The sequence below is a fragment of the Agrobacterium sp. GD03872 genome, assembly GCF_029840625.1.
Lineage (GTDB): Bacteria > Pseudomonadota > Alphaproteobacteria > Rhizobiales > Rhizobiaceae > Agrobacterium > Agrobacterium fabrum_A.
This window is the reverse complement of the sequence record NZ_JAOCCY010000026.1, coordinates 1-25861: the sequence shown is the minus strand read 5'-3', so window position 1 is coordinate 25861 and position 25861 is coordinate 1. Positions and strand designations below refer to the sequence as shown.

Annotated in this window: 21 protein-coding genes and 1 tRNA gene; 14 read left to right on the top strand and 8 right to left on the bottom strand. The window is 60.1% G+C overall.

Annotated features, from left to right (window positions below; all coding sequences use genetic code 11):
* The first annotated feature begins 33 nt into the window (after positions 1-33).
* A complete protein-coding gene (gene dps / locus N5D22_RS26210) occupies positions 34-522 on the top strand; it encodes a DNA starvation/stationary phase protection protein Dps (protein ID WP_279657954.1) in 489 nt (162 codons plus the stop codon).
* A gap of 65 nt (positions 523-587) precedes the next feature.
* Here the strand turns inward: dps and N5D22_RS26205 are convergent, their stop codons facing one another.
* The gene (locus N5D22_RS26205; protein ID WP_004443464.1) at positions 588-809 is read right to left on the bottom strand and encodes a hypothetical protein; all 222 of its coding nucleotides are present in this window, start codon (positions 807-809) and stop codon (positions 588-590) included.
* A gap of 369 nt (positions 810-1178) precedes the next feature.
* Between N5D22_RS26205 and N5D22_RS26200 the strand changes: the two genes are divergently transcribed.
* Positions 1179-1253: transfer RNA gene (locus tag N5D22_RS26200), tRNA-Gly, on the top strand.
* 149 nt (positions 1254-1402) lie between these two features.
* Here the strand turns inward: N5D22_RS26200 and N5D22_RS26195 are convergent.
* Together N5D22_RS26195 and N5D22_RS26190 are read right to left on the bottom strand one after the other, a co-directional pair.
* Positions 1403-2236, bottom strand: coding sequence for an aldo/keto reductase (locus N5D22_RS26195; RefSeq protein ID WP_279657952.1), 834 nt, complete (start codon positions 2234-2236; stop codon positions 1403-1405).
* Positions 2237-2297: 61 nt separating this feature from the next.
* The gene (locus N5D22_RS26190) at positions 2298-3479 is read right to left on the bottom strand and encodes an MFS transporter (RefSeq protein WP_279657951.1); all 1182 of its coding nucleotides are present in this window, start codon (positions 3477-3479) and stop codon (positions 2298-2300) included.
* Between the two features lie 162 nt (positions 3480-3641).
* Here N5D22_RS26190 and N5D22_RS26185 point away from each other — a divergent pair, with 162 nt between their 5' ends.
* From N5D22_RS26185 to N5D22_RS26175, 3 genes are all read left to right on the top strand, one after another.
* Positions 3642-4541 (top strand): LysR family transcriptional regulator, encoded by a 900-nt coding sequence (locus tag N5D22_RS26185; RefSeq protein WP_279657950.1) that lies wholly within the window; start codon positions 3642-3644, stop codon positions 4539-4541.
* 185 nt (positions 4542-4726) lie between these two features.
* A complete protein-coding gene (locus N5D22_RS26180; protein WP_279657949.1) occupies positions 4727-5758 on the top strand; it encodes a hypothetical protein in 1032 nt (343 codons plus the stop codon).
* A 1-nt stretch (position 5759) separates the two neighbouring features.
* The gene (locus N5D22_RS26175; RefSeq protein WP_279657948.1) at positions 5760-6503 is read left to right on the top strand and encodes a hypothetical protein; all 744 of its coding nucleotides are present in this window, start codon (positions 5760-5762) and stop codon (positions 6501-6503) included.
* A 75-nt stretch (positions 6504-6578) separates the two neighbouring features.
* Here the strand turns inward: N5D22_RS26175 and N5D22_RS26170 are convergent, their stop codons facing one another.
* On the bottom strand, positions 6579-7478 hold the full coding sequence (locus N5D22_RS26170) for a LysR family transcriptional regulator (protein ID WP_279657947.1): 900 nt from the start codon (positions 7476-7478) through the stop codon (positions 6579-6581).
* A gap of 248 nt (positions 7479-7726) precedes the next feature.
* Between N5D22_RS26170 and N5D22_RS26165 the strand changes: the two genes are divergently transcribed.
* The 4 genes from N5D22_RS26165 (at position 7727) to N5D22_RS26150 (ending at position 13666) form a co-directional block, all read left to right on the top strand.
* On the top strand, positions 7727-8536 hold the full coding sequence (locus N5D22_RS26165; protein WP_279657946.1) for an alpha/beta hydrolase: 810 nt from the start codon (positions 7727-7729) through the stop codon (positions 8534-8536).
* 117 nt (positions 8537-8653) lie between these two features.
* On the top strand, positions 8654-9844 hold the full coding sequence (locus N5D22_RS26160) for an efflux RND transporter periplasmic adaptor subunit (protein WP_279657945.1): 1191 nt from the start codon (positions 8654-8656) through the stop codon (positions 9842-9844).
* A 132-nt stretch (positions 9845-9976) separates the two neighbouring features.
* Positions 9977-13171: a multidrug efflux RND transporter permease subunit gene (locus tag N5D22_RS26155; protein WP_279657944.1), complete on the top strand. Its 3195-nt coding sequence runs from the start codon at positions 9977-9979 to the stop codon at positions 13169-13171.
* A 291-nt stretch (positions 13172-13462) separates the two neighbouring features.
* Positions 13463-13666 carry a hypothetical protein gene (locus tag N5D22_RS26150; protein WP_279657943.1) on the top strand — a complete coding sequence of 68 codons (204 nt, stop codon included), beginning with the start codon at positions 13463-13465 and terminating at the stop codon, positions 13664-13666.
* 28 nt (positions 13667-13694) lie between these two features.
* Here the strand turns inward: N5D22_RS26150 and N5D22_RS26145 are convergent, their stop codons facing one another.
* Both N5D22_RS26145 and N5D22_RS26140 read right to left on the bottom strand, forming a co-directional pair.
* Entirely contained in the window at positions 13695-14540 is an 846-nt protein-coding gene (locus tag N5D22_RS26145; protein WP_279657942.1) for an endonuclease/exonuclease/phosphatase family protein, read from the bottom strand.
* 49 nt (positions 14541-14589) lie between these two features.
* Positions 14590-16050 (bottom strand): phosphatidylserine/phosphatidylglycerophosphate/cardiolipin synthase family protein, encoded by a 1461-nt coding sequence (locus tag N5D22_RS26140; RefSeq protein WP_279657941.1) that lies wholly within the window; start codon positions 16048-16050, stop codon positions 14590-14592.
* Between the two features lie 213 nt (positions 16051-16263).
* On the opposite strand from N5D22_RS26140, the gene pdxY reads away from it, so the two are divergent.
* Positions 16264-17139, top strand: coding sequence for a pyridoxal kinase PdxY (gene pdxY / locus N5D22_RS26135; protein WP_279657940.1), 876 nt, complete (start codon positions 16264-16266; stop codon positions 17137-17139).
* Between the two features lie 74 nt (positions 17140-17213).
* Positions 17214-17855, top strand: a complete 642-nt coding sequence (locus tag N5D22_RS26130) for a carbonic anhydrase (protein ID WP_020011681.1) — start codon at positions 17214-17216, stop codon at positions 17853-17855.
* Positions 17856-18131: 276 nt separating this feature from the next.
* Here the strand turns inward: N5D22_RS26130 and N5D22_RS26125 are convergent, their stop codons facing one another.
* Together N5D22_RS26125 and N5D22_RS26120 are read right to left on the bottom strand one after the other, a co-directional pair.
* Positions 18132-18947 (bottom strand): lytic transglycosylase domain-containing protein, encoded by an 816-nt coding sequence (locus N5D22_RS26125; RefSeq protein WP_279657939.1) that lies wholly within the window; start codon positions 18945-18947, stop codon positions 18132-18134.
* Between the two features lie 221 nt (positions 18948-19168).
* Positions 19169-20203 (bottom strand): aspartate-semialdehyde dehydrogenase, encoded by a 1035-nt coding sequence (locus N5D22_RS26120; protein ID WP_003522626.1) that lies wholly within the window; start codon positions 20201-20203, stop codon positions 19169-19171.
* Between the two features lie 508 nt (positions 20204-20711).
* On the opposite strand from N5D22_RS26120, the gene N5D22_RS26115 reads away from it, so the two are divergent.
* The 3 genes from N5D22_RS26115 (at position 20712) to N5D22_RS26105 (ending at position 25832) form a co-directional block, all read left to right on the top strand.
* Positions 20712-22595: an MFS transporter gene (locus N5D22_RS26115; protein ID WP_279657938.1), complete on the top strand. Its 1884-nt coding sequence runs from the start codon at positions 20712-20714 to the stop codon at positions 22593-22595.
* Positions 22596-22792: 197 nt separating this feature from the next.
* Positions 22793-24367: a Re/Si-specific NAD(P)(+) transhydrogenase subunit alpha gene (locus tag N5D22_RS26110; protein ID WP_279657937.1), complete on the top strand. Its 1575-nt coding sequence runs from the start codon at positions 22793-22795 to the stop codon at positions 24365-24367.
* 19 nt (positions 24368-24386) lie between these two features.
* Complete coding sequence (locus tag N5D22_RS26105; RefSeq protein ID WP_279657936.1) at positions 24387-25832, top strand: NAD(P)(+) transhydrogenase (Re/Si-specific) subunit beta; 1446 nt, start codon at positions 24387-24389, stop codon at positions 25830-25832.
* The last annotated feature ends 29 nt before the right edge of the window (positions 25833-25861 follow it).

Here is a 25861-nt window from a genome sequence, read left to right as displayed (position 1 = left end):
GCGGCATTCCGTCCGCAACTTCAGGAGACATCGATGAAGACGCACAAGACGAAGAACGACCTGCCTTCCAACGCCAAGTCGACCGTAATCGGCATTCTCAATGAATCGCTCGCTTCCGTGATCGACCTTGCGCTCGCCACCAAGCAGGCGCACTGGAACCTGAAAGGCCCGCAGTTCATCGCCGTCCACGAGCTTCTCGATACGTTCCGCACGCAGCTCGACAATCACGGCGACACCATTGCCGAACGCGTGGTGCAGCTTGGCGGCACGGCGCTCGGCAGCCTGCAATCCGCCTCCTCGACAACGAAACTCAAGGCCTATCCGACCGACATCTACAGGATCCACGACCATCTCGACGAATTGATCGAGCGTTATGGCGAGGTCGCGAACATGATCCGCAAGGCGATCGACGATTCCGACGAGGCGGGCGACCCGACGACGGCCGACATCTTCACCGCCGCCTCACGCGATCTCGACAAGGCGCTGTGGTTCCTCGAAGCACATGTGCAGGAAAAGAGCTGAGCAGAAATCCGCCACCCAATAACAAAGCGCCCGGATGGTCCGGGCGCTTCTTTTTCGTTCAAGCGTCAGTGCCGCCGCAGAACGGCAAGCCCGATGTCCCGCAGCATCTCATGATCGAGAATGCCGCGCTGGGCACTGCGGATAAGAACCGCTGCGCACTCGTTGGCAACGTGGCTGCTGCGATCTTGAAGGCACTCGAAACATACGCCATCGAAAATATTCTGCAGATCGGTGATCTGCTCCGGCGACAACTGCGCGCCAACCCGTTCAAAAGCTGCATACGACAAGGCTCATCCTCCTGATGATATGCCAAGTATCGTTTCTTCTTTTCGTGGACATGAAATTTGTACACCCGAACGAATCACTTGTCGAATCAGATTTTAACCAAATGTAAACAGGTTATTTTCTGGGCCTCCCGTCGGCCCGCCCTGTCGTGAAAGAGGCATAAAGGCAAACCGAAACAATATCTTCGCCCAAACCGCCGCCGGCGCGGGCCGTGGCTGCCTCCGGCATTTAGGAGAAATCCGCACACAGGCGGATTTCCACCGAAACCGCAAAAGAAACTGTTGCATTCCAAAAACGATTGAGCGATATAGCACCCGTCGCCGCTTCGGCGGCCCACGGTTCAGCGAACTACCCCGGACCGGTGGATTTGAGCGGGTGTAGCTCAGGGGTAGAGCACAACCTTGCCAAGGTTGGGGTCGAGGGTTCAAATCCCTTCGCCCGCTCCAGTTTTCCAAAACAGGCAGATAAATCTTCACCATGCGCTATGTGAGACGCCTCGTTTCCATGGGCTGTGCCGCGCGTTGCCGTGCGGAATGCACGCGGCTTTCCCACGCATGAAAAGCCGGGAAGGACGCTCCCTCCCCGGCCTTCGGCATCAGGCAGCCTCGTCCCAGACGGGCGCAAGCCCTTCCGGTGAAACGATGCGGCCATCCGGCCTGGCAAGCGCGCGGATCGCCGCCATTTCATCGGCGGAAAGCTCGAAATCGAAGATGGCGAGATTTTTATCGACGCGGGCTTCGCTGACCGTTTTCGACAGGGCGATGACACCCTGCTGCTGCACGAGCCAGCGCAGCACCACCTGCGCCACCGACTTGCCACGGCCTGCGGCGATTTCCTTCAGCACCGGATCGTTAAATACCTTGCCATCGGCCATGCCGTAATAACCCGTCACCGACATGCCGGCGGCCTTTGCCGCGGCGATAACCACGTCCTGATCGATATAGGGATGGTATTCGATCTGGTTGGTCACGATCTGGGCCTTGGACAGCTTCACCGCCTCGGCCATCAGCGCCGTGCTGAAATTGGAGACGCCGATATGGCGCACCTTGCCCGCTTCTTTCACCGCGTTCAGCGCGCCGATCTGTTCGGCAAGCGAAACCGCCTCGTTCGGCCAGTGCAGCAGCAGCAGATCGACATAATCGGTCTTCAGCTTTTTCAGGCTCTCATCCACGGAGGCGAGGAAGGCATCGTGCCTGTAGTTTTCGACCCAGACCTTGGTGGTCAGAAACACGTCGCCCCGCGCCACACCGGAGGCAGCGATAGCTTCCCCGACCTCGGCTTCATTGCCGTAGATCTGGGCGGTATCGATATGGCGGAAACCGGCTTTCAACGCATGGGGAACGATGCGCAGCACATCGGCACCGGGAATACGAAACGTGCCGAAACCCAGTGCCGGGATCGAAGCGCCATTTGCGGTGATATCAAACATATATTTTCTCCTTTGAAGCGGCCCGGCCGACTTGGGAGCGGCCGGGAATTTCATGAAAAGTTCAGGCAGTTTTCAGGGTCAGCGCGGCGCGGCGGTCGAGCGAGCTGCTCCAGAGGGTCAGGAGCAGGGCCACGGCGACGAGGATGGCGCCAACCCACGGGGTTGCGGGAAGACCCATCGGCGATTCCACCACCAGACCGCCAAGCCATGCGCCGATGGCGATGCCGAGATTGAAGGCGGCGATGTTGAGCGCCGAGGCGACATCGACGGCGCCGGGGCGATGTTCCTTGGCAAGCTGCACCACATAAAGCTGGAGGCCGGGAACATTGGCGAAGGACAGGAAACCGAGCGCGGCAAGCGTGATGAGCGTCAGCACCGGCGAGAAGGCCGTGAAGGAAAAGACGAGCAGCACGATCGCCTGCGCCAGGAAGAGGCCGATCAGCGCCCTGGCCGGGTTATGGTTGGCGATCCTGCCGCCGCCGATATTGCCGGCCGCAATGGCGATGCCATAAAGCACGAGGATCAGGCTGACGCTCTTTTCCGAAAAGCCGGTGACATCCTGCAGGATCGGCGCAAGGAAGGTGAAGGCGACGAAGGTGCCGCCGTAGCCGAGCGCGGTCATGGCGAAAACGATGAGCAGGCGACCGGAGCCGAGAACACGGACCTGATCGAAGAGGCTCGCCGGCGGCGCCTTCTTGAGCGTGTTCGGCAGAAGCGTCGCAATGCCGAAGAAGGCGATGACGCCAAGCGCCGCAACGACCCAGAAGGTAGCACGCCAGCCGAAGACCTGCCCGATATAGGTGCCGAGCGGAACGCCGGTGACGATGGCGACCGTCAGTCCCATGAACATCATGGCAATGGCCGAGGCGCGACGATTTTCCGGCACGAGATCGGCGGCGATGGTGGAGCCGACCGAGAAGAAGACGCCATGGGCGAAGGCGGCAATGACGCGGGCGACAAGCAGCATCTCATAGCTGGGCGACAGCGCCGCCGCGCTGTTGCCGATGACGAACAGGGCCATCAGGCCGAGCAGCAGCGGCTTTCTTTCGATCCTGCCGGTCAGCGCCGTCAGGATCGGCGCACCGAAGGTGACGCCCAGCGCATAAACGCTGACGATGAGGCCGGCAAGCGGCAGGGTGATGTGAAGATCGGTCGCGACCGTCGGCAGAAGACCGACAATCACGAACTCCGTGGTGCCGATCGCATAGGCCGCGATCGTCAGGGCAAATATGGCCAATGGCATGACGAATACCTCTTCGCCCGGAGCGGGATCGCGGGCGTTCTGGACAGCGACGCCGTCCGGGTTGGATCAAATCTATGGACGCAATATGGGCGAAGGGGACTTGCATGATAATCGGCAAGGCCGGATAAATACCTTTGAATTGATTTCACAGGCGGTGCGGCGATGGACAACAGGGCCGGAGAAATGGAAGTCTTCGTGGCGGCGGCCGAACTCGGCAGTTTTTCCGCCGCCGGGCGCAGGCTGAAGCTTTCACCCTCGGCGGTGAGCAAGCTTGTCACACGTATCGAAGACCGCCTCGGCACCCGGCTGCTTGCCCGCTCCACCCGGCTTGTCACGCTGACACCGGAGGGCGAAGTCTATCTTGCACGGGCAAGGCGCATTCTCGCCGACATAGCCGAGACCGAGCAGATCGTGGCGAGCGGCGGCAAGGTGGTGCCGCGCGGCCTTTTGCGCGTCAACGCCACGCTGGGCTTCGGCGAACGTTATCTCCTGCCGCTTGCGCCTGAATTCCTGTCGCTTTATCCGGAAATCGAGCTGGATATCTCGCTGACCGACGGCGTCATCAGCCTGATCGAGGAACGCACCGATATCGCCATTCGCTCGGGCGCAATGGGAGATTCATCCCTGAAGGCGAGAAAGCTGAAAGAGGTGCGCCGGGTCATCGTCGCCTCCCCCGCCTATATCGAAAAACACGGCATGCCGGAAAACCCGCAGGATCTGGCGCGGCACAATTGCTTCAGCTTCAATTTCAGCCGCAGCCTCAACGAATGGCCATTTCGCGACCCCGGTTCTACGGAAGTCTACCGCCTGCCCGTAACCGGCAACGTTTCGGTCAACAGCGGCATGGCCATGCGAAGGCTCTGCCTGACGGGCCTGGGACTCGGAAGGGTCGGCGAATTTCATATCGAGCCGGATATCGAGGCGGGCCTGCTCGTGCCGGTGCTGGAAGACTACAATGCCGAGGAGATGGAAGTGATCCACGCGGTTTATGCCGGCCACGAGCATCTCGCCGCCCGCGTGCGCGCCCTCATCGATTTCCTCGCCGTAAGGGTCGGGCGGTAAGCAGAATCAAGCCGATATGCCCGGGCAAAGAATACCGGATAATTTCATGGACCGTAAAATCGCCTCGACGAATATGTCCAAGTAATTTTCAGATAAAAATCGTTCACAATTTTCGATTAGTAAATTTATACGTCGCTATAAATTAGTATATTAGATAGTATTTTATAATAAATTCGGAAATATTAATGCAAATATTTATTGCATTTATCATCATTTGCACCCTGCTCGCGGGATGTTCGGACGACAGGCCGCCGGAAGGGGCGCCGAACAGGCCGGCACGGTCCAACTTCGGCTATCGGGTATTTTCCGGTGTGCTGGTGGGAGCCGAACAGAAGATCGGCTGGTTCAAGGCAGCCGTATCGAATGTCGGCCCTTCGACCGGCACGACAAAAATCACCCTCGAAACCCTCCAGCCCGCGGAAAATTGCATGTTTCCGCGCCCGCCGGGAGGCGTGAAGGTCGTTCAGGTTCAGGTTTATGAAAGCGACCAGCTTTCCGACCTCGTTGCGATTGCCAACGCCGATATCCTGAGAAGCGCCAACACCTATATCGGCGGCTGGCAGGAGCGCGGCCGCGAACCCGTTATTTATTCGCCGGAATACGACGATCGCCTGCATGTGGTGGATGTTGTGATAACCGCCACCGATGCCCCGGTTTATCTCGTCCTCGCGGGCGGGCGGAACATTATGTGGAATATTCACAAGGCAGAAAATGCGCGAATTGATCGCGTCGCGGTCATCGGTGTCACACACACCGCCATAGCCAATCTCGATGCTGCCGTCCCCGTGAGCGCCATTGGCGAAAAAGCCGCAGCCCGATGCCAGATTCGTCCGGCCCGGGCCCCGAAAGATCACTGGAGCCTGGTCGAGAAGGCCAGGAACGGCAACAAGGATGCAAAGGAGGGCGTCGGCAAGGCCTCGAAGATATACACCACGTACAACAAGTGGTTCACGAACACCTTCGGTGTCCCCAGCGAAGCCAACACCATCGGTTTCGAAAAAATGAGCCATGCGATTGTCGGGCCCGTTCCCGCTTCGCTGGACGCACGTGTCGTTTACAACTCCCTGGATGGAGCACGTGTTCTGGCGGCGTCGGCCGACCATATGTTCTTCGCGCCATCCAGGTCCGAATATGAAAAAATCCGGTCGCAACTGGTGAAGGAGAAAGCCAGGGCGATATTCGGCAGCGATCTCACCGCGCTCAACAGGAACAAGTAAAATGCCTCCCGCGCGTATCTTCATGCTCGTGATTACAGTCATTTTCTTTTTACCGCTTATCGGCGGATTTGTGCTCAATATTGCCGCAGCCCGATATTTGCTCGAGATGACCGGCCTGCTCCGAACCGTATCTTCCGTTCAGAAGGAAGAAAGAAGCGACTTCAACGGAACTCCAGTCAGCCCCGCATCCGCGCCGGGTTTGGCGGCGCTCCGCAGCATGGACGAATTCGAGAAAAGCCGCTCGGTGAGAATTCGCGTTCAGATGAAACCGGAAGACTTCCGTCGCGGGGATCCCTCTGCTGCGACAGTGACCGACTGGAACGGATATATTGCTTCCCGCCTGCCCACCATCGGTCTTGCGGAATGCGCTCTACTGACCCAAACCCTTGCCGCCAAATGCGCGGTGACCCGCATTGCCGCCGAGCAATCGGAAACATTTTATGACCTGAGCATGACGCTGAGTTTCACCCAAAGAGATGCTTTCGGCGCCGTTCAGCCATCTGCAGAACTGAACTACCTGGAAATATCGGCCAATCTCAACAAGACTGCCGAGAAGATATTACTGACAGATCGCTGGCCCGCGCAGCGGCGCGAATATTATGCCAGTGTGAATACGCATTGCTCCCGGATCAGAAAAGAAAACGGCAATTGCGCCATTTATAAAATTGATATCCGGTCCTCACCGGAGCGTAAGAGTTCCGCTGTTAAAGTGACGGCGGACGCCACTTTTATTGTCCTGCGGTGACGTGGCCGCCCTGCCATATCTCAGGCAAGCGCATCCCGGGCAGCCCGCTGTTTTCTTCAGCGCCGACCGCCCGCCTCACACCAGGCCGTGAACGAGCTTGGCCAGCCAGTCGACGAAAACGCGAACCTTGTTGGTCACATGCCGGGTCTGCGGATAGACCACATAGATCGGCATGGCCTCGCGCCGCCATTCGGAAAGCACCGGCACCAGCTCGCCCCGTGAAAGCGCATCCTTCACCATGAAGACGGGAAGCTGGACGATGCCCATGCCGGCCAGCGCCGCATTGAGATAGGTACGGCTGTCATTGACCGAAACGACATAATTCGGGGTCAGCTCGACGCTGCGCACGCCATTGTCGAAGGAAGCAGGCATGATCTGGCCGGTGGTGGCATTGAGGTAGCCCACCGAATAATGATCCTTCTCCAGATCCTCCGGTTCTCGCGGCATGCCGAAGTTCTCGATATAGGACGGCGAGGCGAATGTCTCGAACCGGAGTTCGCCGACTTTACGGGCAATCAGCGACTGATCGCGCAGCACGCCGACCCGCAGCGCACAGTCGACATTCTCCGCGATATAATCGACCAGACGGTCGCCGACACCGAGATCGAGACGGATTTGCGGATAACGCTGGTAAAATTCGCAAAGATGTGGGATAACCACCAGGTCCGCGAAGACACCGGCCATTTCCACCCGCAACCGGCCGGAGGGCTGCACCTGCGCGCTGGACATGCTGCCGTCAAGTTCTTCGATTTCCGATAAAATCTGTGAGGCCCGCTCATAATAGAGAGCGCCGTCCGTTGTCAGCATCACCCGGCGCGTGGTGCGGTTGAGAAGTGTGGTGTGCAAATGCGCCTCAAGCGCCTGCACCATATTGGTAACAGTGGTTTTCGGCATGTTCAGCGCGGTGGCGGCGCGGCTGAAATTGCCGGTTTCCACGACCCGCGTAAAAACCCGCATGGCGGAGAGCTGATCCATTCATTGCCCCGGAGATGTGATTATCCGTGATTTCGGAATAGTGTTTTCAAATTTGCATGCTTGATCGTTTCGATCCGAACAATAATATGGATTTCAGATTTTGCAATATGATCCGCCTCAAGCATGTCGCGCAAAAGTGCGTTGCGGTTTTGCGGTGACGACATGTGGCAAGATAAAAACTTAAAGCGCAGCAGCGTATCCGAAGGATCGCAACACGCTTTAGGTGGTAGCGCAAAGGATCTGGATTCATGAACGCGCATTGGGAAAACATGGGCAGCAGCGCGGCGTCCGCGTCGAAGCTCTCCGTGCGCCGTTATGAAGGTTCCTGCCTCTGCAGCCATCCGCCTGTCGTGCTTTATCTGCGCGGCGGATCGTTTCTGGAACCCGGCCTTGAGCCGGGCGGCAATTGCCCCGAGCTTCCGGTGGCCCGCGCGCTTGCGGAAAGCGGCGCAGTGGTCGTGGAAGCCGACTACAGCAAGCCGTCCGGCAACGAGTTTCCGATGGTCATCGACTGCGCCTATGAGGCGCTCGATCATCTGAGCCGGGACCGCAAGCATTATGGCGGCGCGAAATCGCTGCTGTTCGTGGCCGGCGAAGAGGCTGGCGGCAATGTGGCGGCGGGGCTTGCCTTGAAGGCCCGTGACCGCATGCCGGGCAAACTCGCAGGCCAGATTCTTCTGTCGCCCATGATCGACCCGATGATGACGACGGAATCCTTCCGCGACGCGGACAGGATCGGCATGCGCCAAAGGTGGGCCGATGGCTGGAGCCATTACCTTGCCAAGGCCTGCGGGTTTTTCCACCCCTATGCCGCGCCCTGCCAGTGTACGCGGCTGAACCGGGTGGCGCCGGCGCTGATCTTTACCGCCGAGGACGACCCTCTGCGCGACGAAACGGTCGGTTATGCCGACCGCCTCATCGCCTCCGGTGTCAGCGTCCGGCAGCATGTTTTCCCCGCCGGCGTCGGCTGGACGGGGCTTTATCAAGGAGAGGGCGGCGGATGGGTCTCATCCGTCTGTTCGGAGTTTAAGACCTTCGTTGACCAGTTGAAACACTGAATACCGCATTTTGAGCATTTCCAGGAAAAGCGGACCCCGGTTTCCTGTCCGGAAATGCGACAAAACAAAGAGATAGAGAAACTGACCGGCTCCTGATCGGGGGCCAAGGAGAAACCCATGACGCTGAACACAAAGCGCCGGGCCCTGACGGGCGCCGGTATCGGGCTCGCTATGTCCGTCGCAGCCGCAGCACTGTTTTTCGACCTCCCCACCAGCCGCGATGCCACGGCCGCCGCAACGCCTGCCGAAACGCCGGCAATCCCGGTTACCGTCGCCAAGGTGGAAAGCCGTGACGTCATGCGCTGGGAAGAGTTTTCCGGCCGTCTCGAAGCCGTTGACCGGGTGCAGATCCGCTCCCGCGTCGCCGGCCAGATCAAGGCCGTGCATTTCCGCGAAGGCGCGCTGGTGAAGGAAGGCGATCCTCTCTTCACCATCGACCCGGCCCCCTATCAGGCCGCCGTTGCGGGCGCTGAGGGCCAGGTCGCTTCCGCTGAAGCCAAGGTCAGCCTTGCGAAGACCGAACTCGACCGTGGCCGCAGGCTTTCCGACAATCGCACCATCTCCCAGAGCGATCTCGACCAGCGGCAAAGCTCGTTTGCGGACGCCGAAGCCCAGCTTCGCGCCGCCCGCGCAGCACTGACCACGGCTCAGCTCGATCTCGGTTATACCGAAATCCTCGCCCCTGTTTCCGGCCGCGTCGGCCGTATCGAAATCACCGCCGGCAACCTCGTCGCCGCCGGCTCCACCTCGCCGGCGCTCACGACACTGGTATCGGTCAACCCGATCTATGCCAGCTTCAACGCCAGCGAAGGCGTGGTGGCCAAGGCGCTTGCCGAACTGCCGCACACGGATGACGCCCTGCCCGCCCTCGAACAGATCCCGGTGGAAATCGGCACGCTTTCGGATGAGGGAACGCCGATCAAGGGCACGCTGCACCTGATCGACAACCAGGTGGATTCGGCAAGCGGCACCATCGGTGTCCGCGCCGTCTTCGAAAATCCTGATGGCAGGCTCATTCCCGGCCAGTTCGTGCGGGTGCGCATGGGTGAACCGAAGCCGGAAAACCGCATCGTCATCAGCGACCGGGCCATCGGCACGGATCAGGACAAGCGGTTCGTCTTCGTGGTCGACGCCGAAAACAAGGTAAGCTACCGCCAGATCAAGCCGGGCGCACCGGCCGATGGCCAGCGTATCGTTGAAAGCGGCCTTGCCGCAGGCGACACGATCGTTGTCAACGGCCTGCAGCGCATTCGCCCCGGTGCAACCATCGCACCGCAGACGGAAGACAAGGTTGCCGCTTCGCAGTAACCCGCCTTTTTGATCAGTAAGCGTCCCGCGCCTTCGCGAGACGCCCCCTTCAGACAGAACCGGCCTTCACCGGCGGCAGGATTGCCGCCGGAACGGCCTTCGCATTCCCAAAGACCCGGAGAGGGACTGGATATGAATATTTCCAGATTTTTTGTCGACAGGCCGGTATTCGCCGGCGTTCTGTCGATCCTGATTGTGGTGGCAGGCCTGCTCGGCATGCGCGCCCTGCCGATTTCGGAATATCCCGAAGTCGTTCCGCCATCCGTCGTTGTCCGCGCCACCTATCCCGGCGCGAACCCGACCGTTATTGCCGAAACCGTCGCGACACCGTTGGAAGAACAGATCAACGGCGTCGAGGACATGCTCTATATGGGCAGCCAGGCAACCTCCGACGGCGTGCTGACGCTGACCGTGACCTTCAAGCTCGGCACCGACCCTGACAAGGCGCAGCAGCTGGTGCAGAACCGCGTGTCGCAGGCCGAACCGCGCCTGCCGGCGGAAGTCCGCGCGCTCGGCATCACGACAGTCAAGAGCTCGCCCGACTTCATCATGGTCGTCAACCTCGTCTCGAAGACCGACGCCTATGACATCACCTATCTGCGCAACTATGCGACGCTGAACGTCAAGGACCGGCTCGCCCGTATCGAAGGCGTTGGCCAGGTTCAGGTCTTCGGCGCAGGCGACTACTCCATGCGCGTCTGGCTCGACCCGCAGAAGGTGGCCGAGCACGATCTTGCCGCCAGCGACGTCTCCGACGCCATCCGCCAGCAGAACGTGCAGGCAGCAGCCGGCGTCATCGGCGCTTCCCCAAGCCCGAACGGTGTCGACCTGCAGCTCAACGTCAATGCCCAGGGCCGTCTGACCACGCCGGAGGAATTCGGCAACATCATCGTCAAGAGCGGCGCCAACGGTGAAATCACCCGCCTGCGTGACGTCGCCCGCATTGAACTGGGTGCGGCCGACTACACGCTGCGCTCGCTGCTCGACGGCGAACCCGCCGTGGCTGTCGCCGTGCTTCAGGCTCCGGGCTCCAACGCCATCGAAATCGCCGACAATGTCCGCGCCACGATGGACAACCTGCAGCTGGCGATGCCTGACGGCGTGAAATACGAGATCGTCTACGATACGACGAAATTCGTGCGCTCCTCCATCGAGAAGGTTGTCGATACACTCCTCGAGGCCGTTGGCCTCGTGGTGCTTGTCGTCATCCTCTTCCTGCAGACCTGGCGCGCCTCGATCATTCCGCTCATCGCCGTTCCGGTCTCGATCATCGGCACCTTCGCCGTCATGTATGCCTTCGGTTTCTCCATCAACGCGTTGACGCTGTTCGGGCTCGTGCTCGCCATCGGCATCGTGGTGGATGACGCGATCGTGGTCGTCGAAAACGTCGAACGAAACATCGAAAACGGGCTCTCGCCGCGTGACGCCACCTATAAGGCGATGCGGGAAGTGTCCGGGCCGATCATCGCGATTGCGCTGGTTCTGGTCGCCGTCTTCGTGCCGCTCGCCTTCATCTCCGGCCTGTCCGGCCAGTTCTACCGGCAGTTCGCGCTGACCATCGCCATCTCCACCGTCATTTCGGCGATCAACTCTCTGACGCTGTCGCCCGCTCTTGCAGCCCTGCTGCTGAAGGAACACGGCGCGCCGAAAGACTGGCTGACCCGCTTCATGGACAAAATCCTTGGCTGGTTCTTCCGCGGCTTCAACCGCGCCTTCGGCGCCGCCTCCAATGGCTACGGCAAGACCGTGGGCGGGCTGGTGACGCGCAAGAGCCTCGTCATGCTGGTCTATATGGCGCTGGTGGCCGCCACCTACGGCATGTTCACGACGGTTCCAAGCGGCTTCGTGCCGGCGCAGGACAAGCAGTACCTGATCGGCTTTGCCCAACTTCCTGACGGTGCAACGCTTGACCGCACGGAAAGCGTCATCAAGCGCATGAGCGATATCGCCATGGAAACGCCCGGCGTCAGCCACGCCATCGCCTTCCCCGGCCTGTCGATCAACGGCTTCACCATCGGCTCCAATTCCGGCATCGTCTTTGCGGTTCTCGATGACTTCGAAAAGCGCAAGACACCGGAACTGTCCGGTGGCGCCATCGCCATGCAGCTGAACCAGAAATATGCAAGCATTCAGGATGCCTTCATCGCCATGTTCCCGCCGCCGCCGGTCAACGGTCTCGGCCAGACGGGCGGCTTCAAGCTGCAGATCGAGGACCGCGCCGGTTACGGCTACCAGACCCTTGACGAAGCGACCAAGGCGGTCATCGCCAAGGCCTATCAGACGCCGGAGCTGGCAGGTATATTCTCCAGCTACCAGATCAACGTGCCGCAGCTCTTCGCCGATCTCGACCGCGCCAAGGCTGAACAGCTGGGCGTCTCCGTCAGCGACGTCTTCCAGACGCTGCAGATCTATCTGGGCTCGCTTTATGTCAACGACTTCAACGCCTTCGGGCGGACATACAGCGTGCGTGTGCAGGCGGATGCGCAGTTCCGCGCCCATGCGGAAGATATCGGCCGCCTGAAGGTACGTTCGGCAACGGGTCAGATGATCCCGCTGTCGACACTGCTGAAGGTGGATGCAACGACGGGACCGGAACGCACCAACCGTTATAACGGCTTCCTTGCAGCCGATATCAACGGCGGACCGGCGCCAGGCTTCTCCTCGGGACAGGCGCAGGCGGCGATTGAGAAGATCCTTGCCGAAACCCTGCCCGCCGGTGTGGACTACGAATGGACCGATCTGACCTACCAGCAGATTCTGGCCGGCAATTCCAGCATCGTGGTCTTCCCCTTGGCGCTGCTGCTCGTCTATCTCGTGCTCGCCGCGCAATATGAAAGCCTTACCCTGCCGATTGCGATCATCCTGATCGTCCCGCTCGGTGTACTCGCGGCCCTCACGGGCGTCTGGCTGACGGGAGGGGATAACAACATCTTTACGCAGATCGGCCTTGTCGTCCTTGTCGGTCTCTCGGCGAAGAACGCGATCCTGATCGTGGAATTCGCCCGGGAGCTGGAATTCGAGGGACGAACGCCGCTTCAGGCGGCCATCGAGGCAAGCCGGCTTCGCCTGCGCCCGATCCTGATGACCTCGCTCGCCTTTATCATGGGCGTGGTGCCGCTGGTCATCTCCACCGGTGCGGGTGCGGAAATGCGCGCCGCCATGGGTGTCGCGGTGTTCTCCGGCATGATCGGCGTAACGTTCTTCGGCATCTTCATGACACCGGTCTTCTACGTGCTGGTGCGCAAGCTGGCGGGCAACCGCCCGCTCATCCAGCACAAGCAGGAAGAACCGGCCAATTCGGACTACAAGCTCGAAAAGGCCGGCTGAGACCACACTCCCATCCACCGCCACCTTCGAAGCAAGCCCGCCGCGCATCATCAGATGCGCGGCGTTTTTCATGACACAAAACGTTCATGCGACTTTTCTGAAATAGAATCTGTTTCAAATACTTAAGGGTAAATAATGCCGATGCTGCACGGCATTGGAGACGATGAAGATACAATATATCCGGGCACATTGACGAACATCAAAAGAAACAGTGCTATTTTATGCTTTGTATTTTGTGTTAAATTTCAAGCACAGGGTGATTCGGACTAAATGATTTAGTTCAGGGGCTACATGATGGAGCAGGACTACGAAAGCTGGGCAATGAGCGTTGCCTATTCGATAGTGATGCATGAAGGTCTGGACCTGGCGCTCTCCGCGCAGAATCTGGACAAGAGCAAGACCAGAAACAACCACCAGCGCCTGATGGAAGCCATTCGCGCTTCCCTGCTGGAAGCCCGTTCGCGCAGCCATCTGACCGTGGCACAACGGCTCTGAGATTCGCTTCGGCCGATGCCGCCAGCAATCAGACCGGCAGCAGGTCGGTCCGGACCGCGGCCTTCAGCGGCAGATGATCCGAGGCGATGCGCGCCAGCGCGCTGTCATGCGCCTCCACCTGCTCGATCAACCCTTCACGATTGGCGATGATCCTGTCGAGCGCGAGCACCGGCAGGTTGGAGGGAAAACTCGGCACCGCCGGCGGCAAAGCGCCAAAAGCCTCCCGGAACGTGTTGAGCGACGACCCGTTGCCGAGACGCCATTCGTTCAGGTCTCCCATAAGGATGGTCGCGCATTCGTTGCGCGCCTCAAGAAGGCCGATCAATGCTTTCGCCTGCTGGGCGCGGGAATGTCTGAGAAGCCCGAAATGAGCGGCGATGACCCGCAGCGTGCCGCCGCGTTTCAGATCCAGCTCCACGACGAGCGCGCCGCGCGGCTCCAGCCCCGGCAGTTTCAGCGTATGCACATCGCGGACCGCGCCTTCCTTGAACAGCACGACATTGCCGTGCCAGCCATGCGCCTTCACGCCGGCCTGCACGGGCACGGGGATAAGGCCGCTTTCCCGCTCCAGACGGGCAAGATCGAGCAGGCCGGTACGCTCGCCGAAACGGCTGTCCGCTTCCTGAAGGGCGATGATGTCGGCGCCGATTTCCTGAATGACACGGCTGGTGCGATCAGGGTCGAACTTGCGGTCGCGGCCGACACATTTATGCACATTGTAGGAGGCGATGACGGGGAAGGAATGGTCTTTCGTCGCTGGCGCCGTATTCTGGCGCTGGCGGCGGTCGCGCAGCGACTGCATGACGAAGGCGGACAGGCTGGTGTTTTTCGTCAAGGCCGTTTTTTCATCATCCAGCAAACCGTTCTTTTTCACGCGTCGATGCCTCCGGTCTCGCGCAGCGCCCTGCCGGACGCACCGCACTCTAAAGATAAGGCGAAGCGAGCCACAGGACACGCTCCACAAGACGGACAACGAATGGCCGCGCATTCAGTTCGCTGAGCCGCACGGGCAAGGCGGTTGCCCGTGCATCCCGGATGCGCTCACCGATTGTCGCGGCGAATTCCTCATCCATAACTTCGAGATCGATCTCGAAGTTCAATCGCAGCGAACGCGGATCGAGATTGGAAGAGCCGATGTAGCTCCAGCGCCCGTCGATCACCAGAAGCTTGGAATGGTTGAAAGCCCCCGTCGCCCGCCAGATGCGGCAGTAATTCTTCAGCATCTGGTCGAACTGCGCCGTCATCGCCCTGTCCACAAGCACCAGATTGTTGCTTTTGGGTACGATGATATCCACCACGACTCCCCGCCTTGCTGCGGTAATCAGCGCCGAAATAAGCTCCCGATCGGGGAGAAAATAGGGCGACATGATGAGAATGGAGGAACGGGCGACGGAAAACGCGCCCATCAGCATCTTGTGACTGGTCTCGATGCTTTTATCCGGCCCGGAGGAGCAGACGCGGGCGACGATCTGCGAGCCCGGCACGCCATCGGGAATGGCGATATCCCAGACGGGGGCGTCCAGAACCTCCTTTGTCGTGAAGCGCCAGTCCTCCGCGGCGATGGAGAAAAAATCCGATACCACCGGCCCGGTGATCTTGAAATGCGTGTCGTGCGACTGGCTTTCGCCGCCAAATTCCCGGGTGAAACCCTCGCGGATATTCATGCCGCCGCTGAATGCGATGCGCCCGTCCACCACCAGGATCTTGCGGTGGGTGCGCAGATTGGCATAGGGCAACCGCAGCCCCATGATGACATTGCCGTTGAAGACATCGCAGACGATGCCCTTTTCCCTGAGCGTCGGCAGGATGCTCGGCACGGAATAACGCGCACCCACCGCGTCCACCAGCACCCGCACCTCCACGCCGCGAAACTTCGCCCTTTCCAGTGCGGCGACAAAGCGGGCGCCGATCCGGTCATTGTCGAAAATATATGTTTCGAGGATGATCGACCGCTTCGCCTCCCCGATCGCCTCCAGCATGGCGGCATAGGCGACATCCCCCGTCAACAGCGGTTCGATGCCGTTGCCGGTCGTCAGCGCGTGCCGGGTCACCCGGTCGCCCAGCGTCTTCATCGCCTCGAAACGGCGGCCGAAGCGTTCGGCTATCGTTTCGCCGCTGGCATCCAGACGCGCCACGCGATCCATGATCTCGTCCTGCATGAAGGACCGCTGCTGCGTGATGTTCGATCTGCGAATGCGGTTGATGCCGGCAATCGCGTAGATGACCGCGCCGACGATGGGCGACAGCACGATGACGCCGACCCAGCCAAGCGCGGAGCGCACCTCCTCTTTCGTCATCGTGGCATGAACGGCCGCCACGGTTCCCATCAAAATCGAGAGAACGGCAAGGATATGCGGCCAATAGGCAATGACGAGATCAAGCATGGTACAACTATAGAGTACTTCGGCAATCTCGCAATGACAGGCAGGGAGCGCTGGCAGAAACAAAGAACCTGACCGCGCCATGCTTTTGCGGGACAGACCCTTGCGGGATTAACGGTGGAAACCGGCCTTGCGATATGTCATGAGAGCGCATCTTGATCTTTAGGCAGGGGTTCTTGCGGGCTTTCTGCGATGTTGGAAAGCAAGAAGGCCGTGATGCAGGAAAATACCCAGGGCGCCGTCATCGTCATCTCAAGCCACGTCATGCGTGGTTCCGTCGGCAATCGCGCGGCGGTCTTTGCGCTGGAGACGCTGGGTTATCCGGTCTGGGCGGTGCCCACCATCGTCATGCCCTGGCATCCCGGCCACGGCCCATCCACCCGCATGCGCTTCCAGGACGATGACTTCGACAGGGCGATGACCGACCTCGAAAACGCCAAATGGATCGGCGAGGTCAAGGCGGTTCTAACAGGTTATTTCGGCAGCGCAGCGCAGGTGCGCTCCGTCGCAAGGCTGATCCGCAATCTGAAGGAAAAGAACCCGGCGCTGATTTACGCCTGTGACCCGGTGATGGGCGATCTGGGCGGGCTCTACATTCCGCTTGAGACCGCCGAAGCCATCCGCGATCACCTCATCCCGCTTGCCACCGTCGCCACGCCGAACCGTTATGAACTGGCCTGGATGAGCGGTGCGGAACTTGAAACCAACAATGCCATCATGGATGCCGCGCTCGCGCTCGGCCCGCCGAAAATGCTGGTCACCTCAGCCGTGCCGATGATGACGGGCGGCACTGGCAACCTCTACCTCAGCGGCCGCCACGCGCTGCTTGCCGAACACCGCGCCATCGAGAATGCGCCGAACGGTCTTGGCGACCTGATGTCGGCCCTGTTCCTCGCCCGCCTGCTGGAAGGCATGGATGACGAAAAGGCGCTGCAGCTGGCGACCGCCAGCGTGTTCGAAATTCTGGCCCGCACCAAAAAACGCGACATGAACGAACTGACGCTGGAGACGGACTCTTCAAGCCTCTCCAAACCCATGGCCATGGTGCAGATGCGTCATCTCTTGCATCCTTCACGCGGCAAGCGCAAATAGCGTCTCAAGGATTGGTCTTCAACGCGCCAGGTTCGCTCCGTGATCTTGGTCCAACCACAACGGTACTGCGATAGATGAAAGATTTTCCGGAAAACCTTCTCAACGGCTACAAGAACTTCATGAGCGGCCGCTATGTCGACGAACGCGAAAGATATCGCGTTCTGGCCGAGACCGGACAGAAGCCGCAGACCCTGTTCATTGCCTGTTGCGACTCCCGCTCCGCGCCGGAAACCATTTTCGACTGCGGGCCGGGAGAGCTTTTCGTCGTCCGCAATGTCGCCAACATGGTGCCGCCCTTCGAGCCTGATGGCCAGTACCACGCCACTTCGGCAGCCATCGAATATGCCGTCCAGGTTCTGAAGGTGAAGGACATCGTTGTCATGGGGCATGGCCGCTGCGGCGGCATTCAAGCGGCGCTCGATCCCAATCTCGAGCCGCTATCCCCGGGCGATTTCATCGGCAAATGGATGAACATGGTCAAGTCGGCGGCCGAACAGATCCAGAGCAACGACGTCATGACCGCCTCCGAGCGGCAGACGGCGCTGGAGCGGGTTTCCATCCGCAACTCCATCGCCAACCTACGCGGCTTCCCCTTCGTCAAGGCGCAGGAAACTGCCGGCAAGGTGAAACTGCACGGCGCATGGTTCGATATTTCGACCGGCGAATTGTGGGTGATGGATGGTAAAACGGGTGATTTCCGCCGTCCGGATCTGTGAGTGAAGCGGATTGAGAGAGCGAGACGTCCTGGGTGGCCATTAATCTGCCCGGCAATCAAACCCCTCCTTCGTCATCCTCGGGCTTGACCCGAGGATCCACAACCTGACGCGCGATGGATCCTCGGGTCAAGCCCGAGGATGACGTCGATCATGAGGATGACGTCGATCATGAGGATGACGTCGATCATGCGGAAAACTCTGTCGGACGCTACGTCGCTGGATGCCGGATCAAGTCCGGCATGACGGAAGTGAAATTTTAGTCCGTGGAAAGCGGCCTTATTGGCCGTCAATCGCCTTGCCGATGAAGGCGATGGCCTGCTGGTAGACGCTTGCGGCGTTCCAGCCCTGGATGGCGGCGTAATTCGCCTGTCCCTGCTGATAGCCCGCACCACGCTGCCAGCCATGGCCGACGAGGAAGTTCGCGGTGGAGGCCAGCGCATCGGCGCGCGAGCCGACGAGATCGATACGGCCGTCACGGTCGAAATCAACGCCGTAGCGCACGACGTTCACGGGCAGGAACTGCGTCTGGCCGATTTCACCATGGGCCGCACCCTTGGCGTTGACGTTCAGCGAACCGCTGCCGACGAGCTTGAGGGCCGCATAAAGCTGCTCGGTGAAATAATCCGAACGGCGGCAGTCGAAGGAAAGCGTCGCAACGGCGGAAAGCGTGTGCTGGTTGCCCATGAAGCCGCCAAAGCCGGTTTCCATGCCCCAGATCGCGAGCAGCGGACCGGCCGGCACGCCATAGGCGCGCTCGATGGAAGCAAAGAGAGAAGCGTTGTTCTTCTTCATGGTCTTGCCGCGCGAAATGATCGTCTGGCCGCCGCGCTTCTGCATGAACTGTTCGAAGGAGAGCTTGAAGCTGTGCTGGCCGCGGTCGGCACGGATCGTCGCCTGGTTGTAGGAGACGCCGGAGAAAGCACGGTCGAGCACCGAGGCGCTGACGCCGCGGCCCGCCGCTTCCTGCTTGAAGGCGCCGACCCAGGCATCGAAGCCCGCCGAAGTATTGCCGCATTGCGCAGCCATAACCGGCGTCGCTGCCAGAACCGAAACCATGGCCACACCAGCCAGAACTACCTTCATTGCCCGCATCAAAATCTGCCTTCGATATCCTTTGGGGAATTATTCCCGAGAACCAAACCGTCAATACTGTATGATTCAGGTGCCAAAACTGTCTTTTGGCGGCCTAAATTGCCTTTCGGCAGCAAGGCCTGCAAATAAACTGGCCGTGATCTCGCCAATTATAAAACCCGCCTGCCCCACACAGAACAGACGGGTTATACTTAACGAACCTTAAAAAATCGTATCGTGGATCAGGCAGCCGCCTTGCGGGGCTTGATGAAACCACGATTGATCAAGAGTTCGGCGATCTGGACGGCGTTGAGAGCTGCACCCTTGCGCAGATTGTCGGAAACAACCCACAGGTTGAGGCCGTTCTCGACCGTCGCATCTTCACGGATACGCGAGATATAGGTCGCGTCCTCACCGGCGGATTCGACCGGGGTGATGTAACCGCCGTTTTCGCGCTTGTCGATCACGAGGCAACCCGGCGCTTCGCGCAGGATGTCACGCGCCTGATCGGCGGTGATCTCGTTTTCGAACTCGATATTGACCGATTCCGAATGGCCGATGAAGACCGGAACGCGCACGGCCGTGCAGGTTACCTTGATCTTCGGATCGAGCATCTTCTTGGTTTCGGCCAGAACCTTCCACTCTTCCTTGGTGTAGCCATCTTCCATGAAGACGTCGATATGCGGAATGACATTGAAGGCGATGCGCTTGGTGAACTTCTTGGCTTCGACCGGATCGGCCACGAAGACGGCGCGGGTCTGCTGGAACAGCTCGTCCATGCCTTCCTTGCCGGCGCCGGAAACCGACTGGTAGGTGGAGACGACGACGCGCTTGATCTTGGCGAAGTCATGCAGCGGCTTCAGCGCAACGACGAGCTGTGCCGTGGAGCAATTGGGGTTGGCGATGATGTTCTTCTTGGTGAAGCCCGCAACCGCATCGGCGTTGACTTCCGGAACGATCAGCGGAACGTCCTGATCGTAGCGCCATGCGGAAGAGTTGTCGATGACAACGCAGCCCTGCTGGCCGATCTTCGGCGACCACTTCTTGGAAACATCGCCGCCGGCCGACATCAGGCAAATATCCGTGTCGGAAAAATCGTAGTTCTCGAGGTTCGAGACCTTCAGCGTGCGGTCGCCATAGGAGACTTCCGTGCCCTGCGAGCGGGCGGAAGCGAGCGGCACGACTTCATCGGCGGGGAAACCGCGTTCGGCCAGGATATTGAGCATTTCGCGACCGACGTTGCCGGTGGCGCCTGCAATTGCAACTTTGAAACCCATGATCAAGCTCTCTTTCTGTCTCTCCTCTTTTTGGTGAGGTGGGAACCCGCATCAGATCGCGGCTTCCTCGATCCCCAGCCAAACCGGGGAGAGAGCGGTGGCCAGAGACGTTAGACGGTTTTAATCGTCGTTTTGGCCGTAATTCGGGTAGAATGAGAAAGGCGCGGATCATCGCCGGCGGATTGTGCCGATCCTTCCATGACGAACATGTCTGCAACATGCATGCGCAAGGTGATGCTCCTTCTTCGCGAGAAGCTATTAGAAGGTTTCTTGTTTGTGTCAAGAAAAAAGGCGCGTTTGGAGACGTCTTGCGCAAGACGTCAAATCGGCCTCGCGACATTTTCGGGACGCCTTGCATTAGACTAAAGTCATAATCCGAAAGCATCGCTCTTATTGCAGTTAATTTTCTGTCACTCTGACACTCCGCGCATTGCACCCTTATGGGGAGTCCGGAGGAGAGAGATGGGCTCCGCAATGCGCCAATTGGGACATCTGTGGAGGACAGACAATGGCAGATATTGCAACCGTGAGCGGCGCCGCCCGTCCAATGACGGGTGAAGAGAAGAAGGTGATTTTCGCCTCTTCTCTCGGAACAGTCTTCGAATGGTACGATTTTTATCTGTACGGCTCGCTCGCGATCTATATCGGCGCGAACTTCTTCAGCCAATATCCGGAAACGACACGCAACATCTTTGCGCTGCTGGCCTTCGCCGCCGGCTTCCTCGTGCGCCCCTTCGGCGCGCTGGTATTCGGCCGCCTGGGCGACATTGTCGGCCGCAAATATACCTTCCTCATCACCATCCTCATCATGGGCGTTTCGACCTTCCTCGTCGGCGTCCTGCCCGGCGCATCGCAGATCGGCATCGCCGCTCCGATCATCCTGATCGTTTTGCGCATGCTGCAGGGCCTGGCGCTCGGCGGTGAATATGGCGGTGCGGCAACTTACGTCGCCGAACATGCGCCGAACGGCCGCAGGGGCTATTACACGTCGTGGATCCAGACGACGGCGACGCTCGGCCTGTTCCTGTCGCTGGTGGTCATTCTCGGCGTGCAGTTCGCACTCGGCAAGGAAGCCTTCGCCGCCTGGGGCTGGCGCATTCCCTTCCTCGTCTCCGTTCTGCTGCTCGGCGTATCGGTCTGGATTCGTCTGAAAATGAACGAATCCCCCGCCTTCAAGAAGATGAAGGAAGAAGGCAAGACATCCAAGGCGCCGCTCAGCGAAGCCTTCGGCCAGTGGAAAAACGCCAAGATCGCGCTCATCGCACTTGTCGGTGCCGTCATCGGCCAGGCCGTCGTCTGGTATACGGGCCAGTTCTACGCGCTGTTCTTCCTGCAAAGCATTCTGAAGGTCGACGGCCAGTCCGCCAACATCATGGTGGCGGCAGCACTCATCCTCGGCACCAGCTTCTTCGTCATCTTCGGCTGGCTTTCCGACAAGATCGGCCGCAAGCCGATCATCATGGCCGGCCTCATCCTTGCCATGCTGACCTACTTCCCGCTGTTCAAGGCACTGACATGGGCTGGCAACCCGGCGCTTGCACAAGCCCAGTCCACCGTTCGCGCCACCGTGACCGCAGCCCCCGGCGACTGCAAGTTCCAGTTCAACCCGACCGGCACGGCGAAGTTCACCACATCCTGCGATATCGCCACCTCGTTCCTGACGCGCAACTCCGTTCCCTATGACGTGGTTGCAGGAGCAGCCGGCCAGCCGGCCAGCATCAAGATCGGCGATGCGACCATCGCCAGCTACGACGCGGCCGCCGCCGGCGCGGATGCGGCAGCCAAGGACAAGGCCTTCCAGAAACAGGTCAACATGGCGCTTCACGATGGCGGCTACCCGCTGGTGCGCGGCGCGGCACAGGTGCCGGACGCGAAACTGGATGCCTTCATTGCCGCAAACCCGGAGCTTAACCTCAATGCGGAGGCCGTTCGCGCTGCCGACAAGAAGATGGTCGCGACCGACAAGCTGGTGGCGGACAAGCTGCTGACACCGGCAGAAGCCGCTGGTGCGGCGGAAATGGCCGTCTACACCGTAGCCGGCGGCGGCACCTTCTCCATGGTGGCCGATCCGGCCGCCGTGAACTGGGTCGTCATCATCGCAGTCCTGACCGTTCTCGTCATCTACGTGACGATGGTCTACGGCCCGATCGCGGCCCTGCTGGTCGAACTGTTCCCGACCCGCATCCGCTACTCCGGCATGTCGCTGCCATACCACATCGGTAACGGCTGGTTCGGCGGTCTTCTGCCCGCCACCGCCTTTGCGATGAGCGCGGCGAAGGGCGACATCTATTACGGCCTCTGGTACCCGATCATCTTCGCGGGCATCACGCTGGTCGTCGGCCTGCTGTTCCTGCCGGAAACCAAGGATCGCGATATCCACGCCATGGATTGAGCCATACCCTGTTTGACATTTTCGGAACCCGGCGCTTCAGCGCCGGGTTCTTTTATTGCGCGGTACGTCCGCATATCGAACAAGACTGTCGCAGCGGGCTGTCATTCCGTCGCAGGCAAGACAAAATCAATATGGAGACAAAACCCCCCTGAATAGGTTATGACCCCCCTATATTATCAGGCAGAGGGAGAGCCATTTTGAGAATCGGGACACCTAAGGAATTATATGAGGGCGAGGCGCGCGTCGGCATGACGCCCGACAGCGCCCAGGCATTGCAGAAACTCGGATATGATTGCATTCTTGAAACCGGTGCAGGCAAGGCGGCAGGATTTTCCGACGACGCCTATCGCGCAGCCGGTGTAACGATCGTCGACAGCGCCGATGCGCTTTACGCCGGTTCCGACATCATCGCCAAGGTTCGTCCGCCGGAAACGTCGGAGATTGATCGCCTGTCTTCGGACAAGACGCTGATCTCGTTCTTCTATCCCGCCCAGAACAAGGACCTTCTGGAGCAGGCGAAGGAAAAGGGCGCAAATGTCATCGCCATGGACATGGTGCCGCGCATTTCCCGCGCCCAGAAGATGGACGCCCTGTCCTCCATGGCCAATATCGCCGGTTATCGCGCGGTGATCGAGGCCGGCAATAATTTCGGCCGCTTCTTCACCGGTCAGGTTACCGCCGCCGGCAAGGTGCCGCCCGCCAAGGTCCTGGTCATCGGCGCAGGCGTTGCCGGTCTTGCCGCCATCGGCACGGCCACATCGCTCGGCGCCATTACCTATGCCTTCGACGTTCGCCCGGAAGTGGCCGAGCAGATCGAATCCATGGGCGCGGAATTCGTCTATCTCGATTTCGCCGATCAGCAGCAGGATGGCGCCGCCACCGGCGGTTATGCCGCTCCCTCCTCGCCGGAATTCCGCGAGAAGCAGCTCGAAAAATTCCGCGAACTCGCTCCGCAGATCGATATCGTCATCACCACGGCGCTCATTCCGGGCCGCGACGCCCCAAAACTGTGGCTCGCCGACATGGTGGCGATGATGAAGCCGGGTTCGGTCATCATCGATCTCGCCGCCGAACGCGGCGGCAATTGCGACCTCACGGTTCCCGACCAGCGCGTCGTCTCAGAGAATGGCGTCATCGTCATCGGCTATACGGATTTCCCGAGCCGCATGGCGACGCAGGCCTCGACGCTCTATTCCACCAACATCCGTCACATGATGACCGATCTGACGCCCGCCAAGGACGGTAAGCCAGTTCACAACATGGAAGACGACGTCATCCGCGGTGCGACGGTCACCTATCAGGGTGAAATTACTTATCCCCCGCCGCCACCGAAGATCCAGGCCATTGCCGCGCAGAAACCAAAGGAAAAAGCAAAGGAGCTGACGCCCGAGGAAAAGCACGCCAAGGAACGGGCCGAGTTCAAGGCGCAGACAAAGAGCCAGGTCGGTCTGCTCGTCGCCGGCACTGCTGTCCTGCTTCTCGTCGGTCTTTATGCGCCGGCAAGTTTCATGAGCCACTTCATCGTCTTCGTGCTCGCCTGCTTCGTCGGCTTCCAGGTCATCTGGAATGTCAGCCACTCGCTGCATACGCCGCTGATGGCGGTGACGAACGCGATTTCCGGCATCGTCATCATCGGCGCATTGCTGCAGATCGGTTCCGGCAACTGGCTGGTGGTGATCCTCGCCTCGCTTTCCGTCCTGATCGCGACGATCAACATCGTCGGCGGTTTCCTCGTGACACGGCGCATGCTCGCCATGTTCCAGAAGTCCTGAGCCGTGTAGGGGACATTCAATGACCATTGGTATCGTTTCCGCGGCCTATGTTGCCGCAGCCGTTCTTTTCATCCTTTCTCTTGGTGGCCTTTCCGGACAGGAAAGCGCCAAACGCGCCGTCTGGTACGGCATAACAGGCATGGGTCTCGCCATTGTCGCCACCGTCTTCGGCCCTGAGATCAGCAAGGGCGTCGGGCAATGGCTCGTCGTGCTGCTGATGCTGGCCGGCGGCTCCGTTCTCGGCTACTTCGTCGCAAGCCGCGTGCAGATGACCGAAATGCCGCAGCTCGTTGCAGCCCTTCACTCCTTCGTCGGCCTCGCCGCCGTCTTCATCGGCTTCAACGCCCATATCGAGGAAGCGCATGTCGCCTCGCTCGATGAGACCGCGCGTTCGTTGCTGACGGGCTTTTCCGCCATCCTCGCCCACAAGACGCCGGTGGAACTGGCGATCATGAAGGTCGAGGTCTTCCTCGGCGTCTTCATCGGTGCGGTCACCTTCACCGGCTCCGTCGTCGCCTTCGGCAAGCTTGCCGGCAAGGTGGACGGCAAGGCGAAGAAACTGCCCGGCGGGCACCTGCTCAATGCCGGCGCTGCGATCCTGTCGCTCGTGCTGCTCATCATGTATTGCAACGGCGCCGGCGCTTGGACGCTGGTGCTGATGACACTGGCCGCCTTCTTCATCGGTTATCACCTGATCATGGGCATCGGCGGCGCCGACATGCCTGTCGTCGTTTCCATGCTGAACAGCTATTCCGGCTGGGCGGCGGCGGCCATCGGCTTCACGCTCGGCAACGATCTGCTGATCGTGACAGGCGCGCTGGTCGGCTCCTCCGGTGCCATCCTCTCCTACATCATGTGCAAGGCCATGAACCGCTCCTTCATCTCGGTCATCCTCGGCGGCTTCGGCGGCACGACGGGTCCGGCGATGGAAATCGAGGGCGAGCAGGTGGCGATCGACGCCGAAGGCGTGGCGGCCGCGCTGAATGACGCCGACAGCGTCATCATCGTTCCCGGCTACGGCATGGCGGTGGCGCAGGCGCAGGCCGCGGTCTCCGAACTGACCCGCAAGCTGCGCGCTGATGGCAAGACCGTGCGCTTCGCCATCCACCCGGTGGCAGGCCGCCTTCCCGGCCACATGAACGTGCTGCTGGCCGAAGCCAAAGTGCCCTACGACATCGTGCTGGAAATGGACGAGATCAACGACGACTTCCCCAATACCGACGTCGTCATCGTCATCGGCTCTAACGATATCGTCAATCCGGCCGCCCAGGACGATCCGAACTCGCCGATTGCCGGCATGCCGGTTCTGGAAGTGTGGAAGGCGAAACTGGTCATCGTCTCCAAGCGCGGCCAGGGCACGGGTTACTCCGGTATCGAGAACCCGCTGTTCTACAAGGACAATACCCGCATGTTCTACGGCGACGCCAAGAAGTCGATCAATGACCTTCTGCCGCTGATCAAGTAAGAGAAAGGGCGTTTCCGGGAAACCGGAAA